Annotated in this window: 8 protein-coding genes; 1 reads left to right on the top strand and 7 read right to left on the bottom strand. The window is 50.8% G+C overall.

The genetic code is table 11. The features are described 5' to 3' along the window. Positions 1 to 20: 20 nt before the first annotated feature. The 4 genes from ACT6PV_RS02555 to ACT6PV_RS02540 all read right to left on the bottom strand — a co-directional run bounded on the left by ACT6PV_RS02555 (position 21) and on the right by ACT6PV_RS02540 (position 8,503). Entirely contained in the window at positions 21 to 3,023 is a 3,003-nt protein-coding gene (locus ACT6PV_RS02555) for a hypothetical protein (protein ID WP_445114934.1), read from the bottom strand. 12 nt (positions 3,024 to 3,035) lie between these two features. Then, positions 3,036 to 5,840, bottom strand: a complete 2,805-nt coding sequence (locus tag ACT6PV_RS02550) for a type VI secretion system Vgr family protein (RefSeq protein ID WP_445114933.1) — start codon at positions 5,838 to 5,840, stop codon at positions 3,036 to 3,038. Between the two features lie 336 nt (positions 5,841 to 6,176). Further along, positions 6,177 to 6,425 carry an RNA recognition motif domain-containing protein gene (locus ACT6PV_RS02545; RefSeq protein WP_445114932.1) on the bottom strand — a complete coding sequence of 83 codons (249 nt, stop codon included), beginning with the start codon at positions 6,423 to 6,425 and terminating at the stop codon, positions 6,177 to 6,179. 86 nt (positions 6,426 to 6,511) lie between these two features. Next, positions 6,512 to 8,503 (bottom strand): ATP-dependent helicase, encoded by a 1,992-nt coding sequence (locus ACT6PV_RS02540; protein ID WP_445114931.1) that lies wholly within the window; start codon positions 8,501 to 8,503, stop codon positions 6,512 to 6,514. A gap of 224 nt (positions 8,504 to 8,727) precedes the next feature. Between ACT6PV_RS02540 and ACT6PV_RS02535 the strand changes: the two genes are divergently transcribed. Further along, entirely contained in the window at positions 8,728 to 9,177 is a 450-nt protein-coding gene (locus ACT6PV_RS02535) for a carboxymuconolactone decarboxylase family protein (protein ID WP_445114930.1), read from the top strand. Between the two features lie 89 nt (positions 9,178 to 9,266). Here ACT6PV_RS02535 and ACT6PV_RS02530 read toward each other — a convergent pair whose 3' ends face one another. The 3 genes from ACT6PV_RS02530 to ACT6PV_RS02520 all read right to left on the bottom strand — a co-directional run bounded on the left by ACT6PV_RS02530 (position 9,267) and on the right by ACT6PV_RS02520 (position 13,109). Further along, positions 9,267 to 9,839 (bottom strand): HdeD family acid-resistance protein, encoded by a 573-nt coding sequence (locus ACT6PV_RS02530; RefSeq protein ID WP_445114929.1) that lies wholly within the window; start codon positions 9,837 to 9,839, stop codon positions 9,267 to 9,269. A gap of 144 nt (positions 9,840 to 9,983) precedes the next feature. Continuing rightward, a complete protein-coding gene (gene topA, locus ACT6PV_RS02525; RefSeq protein WP_445114928.1) occupies positions 9,984 to 12,626 on the bottom strand; it encodes a type I DNA topoisomerase in 2,643 nt (880 codons plus the stop codon). Positions 12,627 to 12,659: 33 nt separating this feature from the next. Beyond that, positions 12,660 to 13,109: an ammonium transporter gene (locus ACT6PV_RS02520; RefSeq protein WP_445114927.1), complete on the bottom strand. Its 450-nt coding sequence runs from the start codon at positions 13,107 to 13,109 to the stop codon at positions 12,660 to 12,662. Between the last annotated feature and the right edge of the window lie 56 nt (positions 13,110 to 13,165).

Raw genomic sequence — 13,165 nt, 5'->3', positions numbered from 1 at the left:
GATAAAATCTGTGGATGGCATTATGCCATCCATGTTTGCTCTTTAGATGTCGATGTATAACTTTCCATATCCAGCTCCTCAATTGGCCGTGGAGCCTTTGCCATAAACAGCTCCGGTTTTTGTAAGTGCTGGGCAATCTGTACCTGGCGGAACTCCTGGGTATTAAAGCTGGCAATCTTATAATCCTTGGGATAGGCCAGTATCCGCTGGCCACGCATTTTCAGATATTCATCGATATATGTATTGCCCGAGCGATAATTGGCCGGAAAGGCATGGTCCTGGTTAATCAGGGCAATAATCTCCTGCAAATTGGCCAAGGGCAATACCCCGTTACTTCCCAGGTTTAAAAATTGCAGCAACTCCTTCTCATTTTCGGCGATGCTTTTGCTGGATTTCTCACCCTCTGGGCTCATGTGCTGCAGGGTATTGGTCCAGTGACTGACCACAGTCACACTTTTAAACAGGTTAATTACTGCCTGTTTATGTTCAGGCAGTTCATGTTCCTTCAGGTTTGCCATCAGCCACCAGCCCTCACTTTCTGCAGGGTCCAGCATGCGGCTGATCAGACCATGCCGGGTGATATGATATAAATAACAGCCACGGCTTTCCGGACTCAGGTATTTCAGCCATTGCGATACGTCGCTGTTTATTTTCCTGACAATTTTTATCCGCTGCTCTGCAACCTGCATTCTTGAGGTAAATAGTTTAAAACGGTCAAGAATATCCTGAATACTCGATGTTAGAATATTTTCATTTTCAAACGGCAGCATCATACTGACTTTATGCAGCAGCATAAAATCGTCATGCAGCATATAGATCAAATGTTTAAAGGAGGCATAGGTCAGCTGGTAGGCAATAAACCGGATCAGCATGCTGATATTCTTAAAGTCCACCATAAACTCCAGTGAACCCTTGCCTCCAACCCCATAACAGGCAGCAATACTGGCCCGGAAACGGAATGCTCCATCCTTATAATACAGTTTAAAATCGGCACTGCCGCCAATCCCGGCACTTAAGCCCAGCGTCGGGGAGATTCTGGCCAGGTCGGTAAAGTCTTTCGGATTCTCAGGGTCCAGCCACTGCAGCCCGCCAAAGGGGGTAATACTGGCCTGCATGCCGGCAAAGGCGTCAATACCGGCATTGAAGTGATTATCCGGGGAAATTTTGTCATCCATCTGGCCTTTTTTCAGTTTTAAAACAGACCGTCCGTTCCTGACACTGTCTGCAATGGTGGCCTTCGGGTCCCGGGCCACACTGGAGAGCATCTGGCTGGTGCCTTCATTGCCGGCAGTCACTGCAAAGGCCGCAGAGGCTGCAAAAACTGCACCGGCAAAACCATAAATTTCCGCACCGCAGATAAAACGGATTGCCCCCAGTGGGGTGTCATCCACTTCCATAATCCAGCCGTTCAGGCTCGGATAGGCCCATAACCACTTTTTCTTACCTTCCAGCAGCACCATTCTGGCCTGGGCATAGGCCGAACCGGACGCCTGAAAGCCTTTGGTTCCCCATTTCACCGTACCATCATAGCCGGTGCCGGCAACCAGACGCAGCCACTGCGCCTGCACATCCACCGTGGAGGATTCACTGGTTTTATAGCTTTCCGCCAGTTCTGTAGAGGTAATGCCGAATATTTTCGGGTCAGGCACCCAGGTGGCCGACTTCCCCCCCTTGGTTTTATAAATTTCGACGTGAATATCCTGGATGGTCTCCATGAATTTTTCTTTGAACTGATCACTGTCAATGGTCATGGCCGTGCCTTCCCTGATGCCGGCCTTCGGGGTATCCGGCGAGTTTTTCCAGGGCACCTGATATTTCAGCTGGTATTCAAATTTATTCTGACGGTTGTTTTTGTTCTGAAGATGCTGACTCTGACTGGTATATTTACGCACTGCATTCAGCTTCTGCTGCCCATCTGCAGTCGTAAACAGCTCAAATGCCAGTACTTCCTTCAGATCAGCCTTGTTTTTAAATTTCTGATTCAGCATCTGAATGGCTTCATCCTGGGCAATGCCCATGTTTTTCTCAGCTTCCCTGATCTGCTCCGGGGTTCTGGACTCCAGCGCCATCAGGGTATTCAGTCTTTCGCGGCTCTGGTGCAGATGGTTGAATACCGTCGACAGGCTGGTTGAAATCTCATTGAATGATCTGAAATCGTCAGGACTCAGTACGTAGATTTCATTGCTGACCGGATCAACAATCACCGGGATATTCTTTTTACCGGCCAGTAAGACGGTGTTTTTTTCATCCGGTGCCGTCACTGCCTGCACTGTTTTGACATACTGGGTGACAAAAAGCCCCTGATGTTCAAAAAATGGCTGCACTGCTTCGGTCACCACCCGGACCTTGCCCAGATCACCGCCATAAAATCTGAATTTCAGCGGCTGTTCACTGTAGTGTTGCCCGGTCAGCCCGGCTGCCCGCGTTCTGAGTTGTTTCAGCTCCCGGTTATTTTCCCTGAGGATGACTCCATTGCGGTCCAGTACATCATAGTTCAGCCGGGTTTTATAGCTGTGTTTTAAATGGTCTTTCAGCTCGACCATAATATGAGATTTCAGCCGCAGTGCGACCACCTTCACCGGTGGCGGTTTACTGAGCATCGGCGTCACCGGCTGAGATGATGCAGACGGACGGTTTCCTGCAGATTTTAAAACAAGTGGCGTGCTCTGTTGCGTCCGCTGACCTGCACTGCCGGGAAGCCCATATTCAAAGTTCAGCGGTGTACTGCCCACACGGCTGAGCTGATCCACCGTTGGATTATTCAGTAAAATGGCACCTGCATCAGCATATTCATGCACGGATGGCACCAGGTAGCCGCCCTTGCCATTGTTCATTTTCGGATTGAAGATCAGCAGCCTGACCATAGTGGAAACATCCACTTCAAAGACTGCAGTTTTACCCTGTGCCGTTGTTTTCCCCTGCACCAGTATCTGCCCCCTGGCCAACACGCTGTATGCAACACCGGACAGAGGGGTTTTACTGGACTGACCGGCAAACAGCTGGAATTGATATGGGGTTTTCATAAGCCACCCTTGTTATTCATTGTCATTCATCTTTGAAACCCGGTAACCCTGATGATCTTCATCATCCATCAGTACATTGGCTTTTTGCGGACCTGATGTTTTTATTTTTTCAGTTTCCCCACTGGCATTGGTCACGCCTTTCTTTACGGTGCCGTCCGCCATATACATGGCATAGTTTTTATTTTTCAGGGGTTCTCCGACGGTATCAGTAATCTGATAGGCCAAATAGCACGGCGATGTATTAAATTTTCGTGATGTCACCTGCACCGTCTTGCCCCCCTCCAGCAGCACCTGCCCGGCATGGATTTTAAATATTCCGCCGGTGGTCGGGAAAATACCCGATCCTTCTATTTTCAGCTCGGAACCACCTGCCTTGAAACTGACGCCCTTTGGACTGGTAATGTAAGTTGCCGCCTCAGTGGACATGATCCGGATGTCCTGACAGGCAGTCACGTCCATTTCACGGGCCTGCGCCTGAATACTGACTTTTCCGCTGGCCGCTACGGCACTGATGTCACCCTGTGCCGCATACAGATCAATTTTACCGCTCGCCTGCGCAATCAGGTTGTTCTGCGTGCTGGCGCTGATGCTGCCGCCGGCCTGTTGACTCAGCTGTCCCTCGGCACTGATATGCAGGTCCCTGTCACAGGCCAGTGCCATGCTGTCCTGACTGGACAACAGCATCAGCGCCTGTTTAAAGGATGCTGCCTGGTCTTCATCCTGTTGCTGTATCTGTTCCAGCAGGTTTTTCAGACGATCCAGTACCGGTAAGGGGCTGGCCTGCTGACTTTCTGCGTTTTCACTCAGCGCCGTGGCACTCTCCAGCCCGGACTGTAACTGCTGACGGGCTTCTGCCGCATCCAGGTGGCTGCCTTCGGCCCGCCTGCGTGCATGCGTACTCAGCAGCAGGCCTTCACCGGCCCGCAGGGCTCCCCACCGGTCCGTCCGGAGTTCAAAGCCTTCACCACGGCCGGGACTCCTGTCATTACCGTCCTGTAACGTATCCTTCGGATGGCTTAAATTACCCAGGTTCAGCTGGCTTGATGCATGGCTGCTCTGTAGCTGTGCACTGACCTGATCCCGGGTGTCGTCAAAGCGTAACTGATTCCAGTCCGTGCCATCCACTTCCCGGGTACGGATGCCGCTGAGCTTTTTTGTGTCCGGCAGCTGGCCCAGTCCGTCAAAGCGGGCCGGGGACCGATGGCCTTCGTGCAGCCGACCGGCCACGTAGGGACGGTCCACGTTGCCGTCAAAGAACTGGATCACCACGATTTCATCAACCCGCGGCAGAAAGCGTGCGCCGTAGCCATCCCCGGCCCACGGGGTCAGGACATCCACCCAGGCGGAGTCGCTGTCGTTGTCCCTGGTTCCGGCACCGCCGTCATGGGCATGGTCGTCTTCACGGGTGAACAGGAAGCGGACTTTGATCCGGCCCCACCGGTCAGTGTGCAGTTCCTCGCTTTTCGGACCCACCACCCGGGCCCGCTGCGGATGCGCCACCGGCTGCTGCCGGGCGTCGTAGTCCGGTACCATCGGGATCTGCCGCCGGATCAGGCTCAGCCGGCTGCGCTGGTGTTGTGGTCGGGTGCTGTGGTGAGTCTGCCGTTCCCGGTCGGTCAGCAGGGCATTGAGTTGTTGCTGCAGTGCTCTGGGCAGGTTGTTCTCGTGCCAGTAGCTTTTTGCCGTGATCAGCAGTTCCCGCTCAGACCGGTCATGCCGCTGAAGTTCCGGGTGGTGTTCCAGTTCAAACCAGTAGCCCACCCGGGCATCGCGGACGCTGCCCTCTGCCGTGAACTGTTTTGCCCGCAGTTCGTGCAGCCGGCTGAGGTGCAGGTTCAGCCGTTCCGGCTGGCTGTTGCCGGCGCGGGTGGCACCGTCGTCTCCGTTGAGGTCCGCTGTCCACGCCGGGCTATCCTGCCGGGCATCCTCCAGGCCCAGCCGGGCCACGCTGTGCTGGGCCGAGTGCTGATGCAGGCTTTGCACTGAACCGCTGCCGTCCTGCCGGTACAGGCCTTCCGCCTGCCAGCGCTGGATGTGGACTGCGGTCGGCTGCAGGCTGCGCTGTGCGCTGAAGCTGTCGATGCTGTCCCGGGCTTCGGTGGCATCGCTGCGGTGGTAGCGGATGCTGCCCCGCATCAGTGCGCGGTAGTGGCGGTTGTCGTCAATCAGCCGCAGCAGCTGCGGCTGGATCGGGCTGGTCACGTCTGCCGGGACCGGCTCGCTTTCGTCAATCAGGCTGTTGATGGATTCGGAAATCAGCAGGCGCTGGATGAATGCCGCATCGCTTTCCATGCTCTGCATGATGAAAGGCCGGATGTCGTAATCCTCCCTCAGGCCCCGGGTGTCCAGCTGCAGTGACGCGGCAAACAGCGGACTGCGCTGCTGCCATTCCCGGAACAGGATCTCCACCACCTGCGGTACGCTTTTGTTCATGAACACCCGGCTGTTGCGGCGTTTTTCCCACAGTGCCGTGGCATCCTGCAGCTGCAGCCGGTAGATGCTCAGCGCACCGTCCGACTGGCCGGCTTCCGCCCCGGTGATGATGCCGCTGATGCGGTGCAGTTGCCCCAGGTCGGTTACCGTGTCCACGGCCACCCGGCAGCCGATCAGCTGTTTCAGTTCGATATGGGCATTGATGGACAGGCACAGCAGTTCGGCCTTCAGCCCGGCATTGAGGGCGTGTTCGGCGTCGATGCGCTGCAGGAACAGCTGCAGGTTCAGGCCCGGGTCTGAAAACTGGATGTGCAGGCTGCGGTTGCGGGCACTCAGCCCGAGCCGGTCCATTTCGGCGTGGATGTGTTGTAATATGAAATTCATTAGCAGAAATTAATTGTTATTCAATGCATTGTCTGCATTATAGAAACAGAATTGCCGGTTTATCCATCAACATTTTAATTTTAATGGTAATAATTCTTTACAGACATTTTGTTACAAACAGTCACATTCAAACCAGTGTATTTATTTTAATCAGTATTTTATCTGTTTCTCTTTTTCAGACTGGCTTTTATACGCTGTTTTTTCGGACAGGTGGTCTGAGATCAGATAAAAAATAAGTCAGCCTGAGGACCAGCTCATGAAATCAGTAAAAGAAATGAAATAAAAAACCAGCTCTACAGCTGGTGATGGTTCCTGGTACATAATCACCAGGATGGTTCAGGCCTTGTCATCCTCAGCGGCCTTTACCCGAATACCATGCCCATGCAGGCGCAAGGTATTCAGGCCTTTTATGGCTTTCACAGCTTCACGTCCATGCGGCATTTCCACAAAGGCAAAACCTTTTGACTTCCCGGTCACAGCATCCAGGACCAGTGTGCAGGAGTCTACGCTGCCATATTGTTGAAACAACTCCAGCAGTTCAGCTTCTGTTACACTGCGTTCCAGACTACGGACTAAAATTTTCATTTCACAACCTTATCAAGCAGGCAAAAAGTATCAAAAAGCATTTATATGCAACTTTTTGCCTGAAAATCATCATTTATTTGCACAGTTTAATCGAGATCGATGCCAAAATCTAAATTAATCTCCTGGCGTTCCATTAAAGTACTTTTTACGGTCTGCTGACGTGTTTTGTAATGTGTTTCGGTCATACATAAATTGCGGCTTAAATCATTCAGAAAATAACTTTCAATTTTCCGTCCCTGCTCATCCACCTGGTCCCTGGCCCACAGGTTCAGGTTCTGTTTAGTCAGAATCAATTCGTTCCGTGCGCGGGTTAAAGCCACATATAACACCCGGCGTTCTTCTTCAACTGCATCAAAATCGCCCTGCGCACGTGCATGCGGATATTGCCCGGCAGAAACATTGGCCACATAGCAGACATTCTGTTCGGTTCCCTTTGCAGAATGAATGGTGATCAGGGTGACCACTTCATCCTGGGACTGGCGTTCAATCTCGCTGATTGAAACCGGGTCCAGTACGTATTCTTCCAGAAACTCACTCAATTGTGAGTGTTTCGAGGCCAGTTGTTTGACCAGTTCAAAATCCCCCCGCCGTTTTGACCAATCCTTTTTGGCATAGTTTTCCTCAAGCTGTGCAGACAGTGCTTCCACGGCCAGACCAACGCAGGCTTCCACCTGATCCTTCAGCACCTGCATCTGTTTCATCATCAGCAGGGTCTGTTCAGGAATGCGGCCAAATTTTTCCAGTTGTGTAAAAAGTAAATCATTGCCCGGTTGTTGCAACAGCTGATGCGACAGTTTGCTGGCGCCGACATCCCCTACGCCATTCCACAGGGTCAGAAACCGCATCCAGGCAATATCATCCAGTGGATTGGCAATCACCCGTAATAAACTCAGCAGATCTTTGACATGCGCGGTTTCCAGCAGCTTCATACCGCCAATAAAACGGTAGGGAACCCCGGCCTGAATAAACGCCGCTTCTATGTGCCGTGCAGCAAAGGCTGAACGCACCAGCACCATGTGTTCATGCCAACTGCTCCCCTGCAATATATGACGTTCCTGAATATCAATGGCAATCCATTTGGCTTCATCAAATTCATTGGGAAAAATATGCAGGCGGGGTTTAATGCCATCGCCACGGTACGCCTGCAGATGTTTATCATAATGAATCGGGCTCTGCTCAAGCAGCCAGTTGGATAAATCCAGAATCTGCTGGGTGGAGCGATAATTTTGTTCCAGTTTAAAAATCTGCGCATCCGGTACACGGTCCCTGAAATGATGAATATTCTCAAAATCCGCACCACGAAAACCATAGATGGACTGTGCATCATCACCGACACAGAACAGATGGGTCCGGTTTTTTAATGGCTCCAGCAAGGCCCATTGCAATGGATTGGTATCCTGCATTTCATCCACCAGCATGTGCTGGCACAATGATGCCACATAATCCACCAGCCCTTCGGACTGAACCAGCGCCGTTGCCACCACGGCCAGAATATCATCGTAATCCAGGAAACTGCGTGCCCGTTTACGGCTTTCATATTCCTTCATGATCGCTGCAATCTGATCCCTGTATTGCAGAAATTCCGGGTGCTGCTTTTCCAGTGCCAGACTGAGCTTCTGACGGGTATTTCGGGCAAAGGAATACAGGTCACAGAGCTGTTGTGGTTTCGGCAGCGCATTGGGATGATTTTTGTCGTCCCTGCCACGGATCAGTCGGAACATCATGATCTGATCATCACGATCGATAATGGAAAACTGATCCAGTCCGAAAGCTTTCGGCGCACGGCGCAGCAGATACATACAGAATGTATGGAAAGTGGAAGCCCGCAGTCCTTTTGCCTGTGACCCAAGTGCCAGTTCCACACGTGCCACAATTTCACTGGCCGAACGACGGGTAAAGGTCAGAATCTGGATCTGACTGGCTGGAATGCCCTGATCAATTAAATAGGCAGCACGTGCAACAATGGTTTTGGTTTTGCCACAGCCGGCACCGGCAAGGACCAGACTGTGTTTTGCCTGAGTGGTTGCAGCTTGTTTTTGCTGAGGATTTAATTCATCAATCAGGGCGGCTAAACTCATAAATCTCTAATCTGCGTTACAATGCTGAATACTGACAGTTTAACAGAGCTATATCTGCAGTAATCAACTGATTCGGTCATGCGGCAACTGGAAATACCGCTTTGCCTTCATCCATACTGGTCATGCCATAAATTCCTGTAAATATTTTTTAAGATCAGCTTCACTGAAATCACAGCTGGTTTACACTGATCCTTCACTCATCATCAGAACAAACAGGACAACTCATGGAACATATCAATCTGGCTAAAGCTGCACCGGACCTTTATAAAAAAGTTGCAGAACTGGATCAGATGACCAGCCAGAAAATGAAGGATGCCGGTATTGCCGAAGGTTTTTCCCATCTACTGAAATTAAGAGCATCTCAGGTCAATCAGTGCGCATTCTGCATCCGAATGCATACCCAGGACGCACTGAAAGCCGGTGAAAGCGTTGACCGTGTTGTCCTGCTGAATGCATGGCGCGAAACAGAATATTTCAATGACAAAGAACAGGCAGCATTACAGCTGATTGAAGAAATCACCCTGATCTCTGCGCATCAGCTGGCAGACGATGTGTATGCCCAGGCGGCTCAGCATTTATCCAGTGATGAAATCAATGCCATTGAATGGCTGGCCATTGTCATTAATGTCTGGAACAGGATTGCCATCAGCAGTCGTTTTCAGGTCAAACCCTGAGAAAAAATAGGGCATCGCCTTGTTTTTAATACCAGGGTTTGCAGCACCAGGCACAACATGTGTTTGTTTTTTTATGATTTCCTATAGGACTACATATCTGCCGAGCTGGGCGGAATCTGTTTAATCGCAGCCGCAAATGTCAGGTAGTTAATCCCCTGAAACAGAATATCAATCCCCAGGAACAGGCCCAGTACCCAGAACGGTGAATCCGGTGATGCCAGAATAATAATACCGGTCGCCAGCGTCAGAATACCGGAAAGCAGGGTCCATCCCCAACCCGACATGGGTTTCAGCATAAAAGCATTGATAATCCGGATAAAACCACCAATCAATAAAGCAATGGCCAGTAAACTGGTCAGCACCACAGCAGTGGTAATGGGTGATTTAAATGCATAATAACCGGCAATCAGGTAGAGTACACCAAATAATGCCCATAACCAGCGATAGCCGCCATCAAAAATTTTAAATGCGGCAATCAGATGCAGGACACCACCAGTCATCATCAGCAGACCAAACAATGCAACCACCGTCAGCGTGGCAAAACTGAGCGACGCCAACAGCACCAGGCCAAAAATAACCAATAGAACGCCCAGTATCAGATACCATTTTCGATTTTCATGTAATTGATGGCGGACCAGATCATTACCCACAGTTTTCATCATTTATTTTCTCCTGAGGACTTTTTAGATTATCTTTATTGTTCATTCATTTGAATCATATTGTCTGTATTAAATCTGCATCCGCATTATCCATAAAAAATGCCGGACAAAGCCGGCATTTTTCATCAGTCACCGCAGCGGGTGCCATCAGGCCTCGGCCCATTTACCATCCTGATACACCAGGCTCCACTTGGTCTGCTTACCTTCCGGCGTTTCAGAACCTACATACTGCGCCTGATTTTTACGGCTGAATTTCACCAGGGTCGGATTGCCTTCCGGGTCCGTGTCCGGAGCCTCCAGGATAAACTGGTATTTCGCATCCAGTTGATCGGCAACCGTACGCAATTCTGCAACTTTAGGTGCACGGGTTTCTCTGACTTTCGGAAACTTACTTGCAGCCAGGAACAGACCCGCAGCACCATCACGCAGTACAAAGAAATCATCATGCTTTGTAGAGCGTAAATGTTCCATTTTAATCGGATCCACCCGGGGAGGTGCCGGCTGACCATTTTTCAGCACCTTGCGGGTATTGTCACAGCTGGTACAGGCAAAATACGGACCAAAACGACCAGTTTTAAGCTGCATCTCGCCGCCGCATTTATCACATGGAATGGTCGGGCCATCATAGCCCTTGATTTTAAACTCGCCTTCTTCAAGTTCATAACCATTACAATCCGGGTTATTTCCGCAAATATGCAGTTTCCGGCCACCATCAATCACATAACTGTCCATGGCTGTCCCGCAGACCGGACAGCGCTTCCTGGACATCAGATCGGCTGTTTCGGCGCCATCGTCATCAGACAATATCGCCAGTGACTCAACCGGCGTCAGATTCTGGGTGCCCTTACAGCGTTCCTTCGGCGGCAGGTTATAACCGGAACATCCCAGAAATACTCCGGTGGTCCCGGTACGAATCTGCATCGGACGGCCACAGATCAGACAGCCCACGGCCGCCACTTCCACTGGCAGGTTGCGGCGCATGCCGTTCTCCCCCTGTGCCGTGGTCAGACGTTTCTTAAAGTCGCCGTAGAAACTGTCCAGTAACTCTTTCCAGTTCCGCTCACCCATGGCCACCTTATCCAGCTGACCTTCCAGATCGGCGGTAAAGGCATAGTTCATCAGATTATTGAAGTTCTCATCCAGGCGGTCTGTAACAATCTCGCCCATTTTTTCGGCAAAGAGACGGCGGTTATCCAGTTTGACATAACCCCGGTCCTGAATGGTGGAAATAATCGCCGCATAGGTCGACGGACGGCCAATGCCACGTTTTTCCAGTTCCTTGACCAGTGAGGCTTCGGTAAAGCGTGCCGGTGGTTTGGTAAAATGCTGAGATGGATCCAGTTTTTTAAGTTCAAGCACTTCACCGACCTTCACAGCCGGCAGCAACACGTCATCATCCGACTTGTTGGCACCACGGACCCGGGTAAAACCGTCAAATACCAGGGTACGCCCTCTGGCTTTGAGCTCCACCCCACTGGCGTCCACCAGAATTGTGGACGACAGATATTCTGCGGCGGTCATCTGACAGGCCACAAACTGGCGCCAGATCAGATCATATAAACGCTGTGCGTCACGTTCAGCACCGGCCAGCTGATCGCCTTTCAGGGCAACACTGGATGGACGGATGGCCTCATGTGCTTCCTGTGCACCGGCTTTGTTACCATAGCGATTGGGTTTAGCCGGTAAATATTTTTCACCGAATTCAGATTCAATATGAGCCCGTACCATATTGACGGCGTCATCACTCAGGAAAGTCGAATCGGTACGCATATAGGTGATAAAACCGCCTTCGTACAGGCGCTGTGCCAGCATCATGGTTTTCTTGACTGAAAAACCAAGACGGGTACTTGCTGCCTGTTGCAGCGTCGATGTGATATAGGGCGCACTCGGATTGACTTTTGTCGGTTTGTCTTCGCGGTTTGCAACTTTATATTCAGCATCAGTCAGAATTTTCAGCAAGGCATCGGTCTGTGCCTTGTTCTGAAGCTTCAGGGTTTTACCGCCCTGTTTGACTGCTTCCAGACGAATATCATCTTTCTGGGACTGCGTATCTGCAAAGACCTGCCAGTATTCTTCCGGAACAAAGGCCCGAATTTCACGCTCACGTTCCACCACCAGTTTGGCCGCAACCGACTGAACCCGACCGGCCGACAGGCCACGGGCAATTTTTTCCCACAACAGCGGTGAAATCATAAAACCGACGATACGGTCCAGAAAACGGCGGGCCTGCTGGGCATTGACTTTATCGGTGTCCAGCCGGGCGGGATGCTTAAAGGCTTCCTGAATGGCATTTTTAGTAATTTCGTTAAAGACCACACGCTGGTAGCGGGAATCATCTCCACCAATGACTTCTTTCAGATGCCAGGCAATGGCCTCTCCTTCACGGTCCAGATCCGTTGCCAGGTAAACTTCGTCGACCTGCGACGCCAGTTTTTTCAGCTCTGCAACCACATGCTCCTTGCCCGGAAGCACTTCATAATGTGCCTTCCAGTCATGTTCCGGGTCCACGCCCATCCGATTGACCAATGCATGCTGTGCTTTTTCAGCCTTCTGTGCATCGGTCAGTTTTGCCCGGGTCACCGGTTTTTTTTCTGTAGTTCTGGCCGATCCGCCTGTGGGCAGGTCACGCACATGACCCACCGAAGATTTTACAATGTAGTTTGAACCTAAATATTTATTAATGGTTTTCGCTTTTGCCGGCGACTCCACAATCACTAAGGCACGCTTATTTTTCGTATCATGGGATTTAGCTGTAGTGCTTCCGGATGTGGACTGAGGAGCTTTCGCCATAGTGAATCGTTTTTCCTGTGTATCGATTAAAAGTTAAATTGCCGCCAGCTGAAGTAAATACGCTTTCATGTCATTCAACTGTATTGCCTTAAGGTCAGATTCTTCATCCCAGTAAAGACCTACACAGTTTGCCTGCATATCAATAGCATAAATCCCTTTTAATGCAATGGGCAAATCAGTAAATTTTTCATCGCCCTGTACCACCTGAAGGGTCTGATCCTGCACCCGGGCACGCATTAAAGGCAAACGGGCCTCAGGAATCAGTACGCTGTAATAGGCCACCATACTGGCCCGGTTTTCTGTCGCCATCGGCACATGTGTCCACTCAGGTGCTGCAATCAGTCTTGGATGCAAACCCATTTTCCGGGCACTGTCCCGCATTAAACCCAGTGCTTTTTCTCTGGGACTGACTTTCAACCCCAGCACCGAGCCAAGCACAAAAATGATAATGACCAATGCAACCCAGAGACCCGTATGTTCCATAATTCACCCTTTATTCCCATATTAGAGTTGCATAAGCTGAATATAAAACGCAAGAT

The organism is Acinetobacter sp. WZC-1, assembly GCF_052544965.1.
Note: the sequence above shows the minus strand (reverse complement) of the source record. Positions and strands in the feature narration are given on the sequence as shown.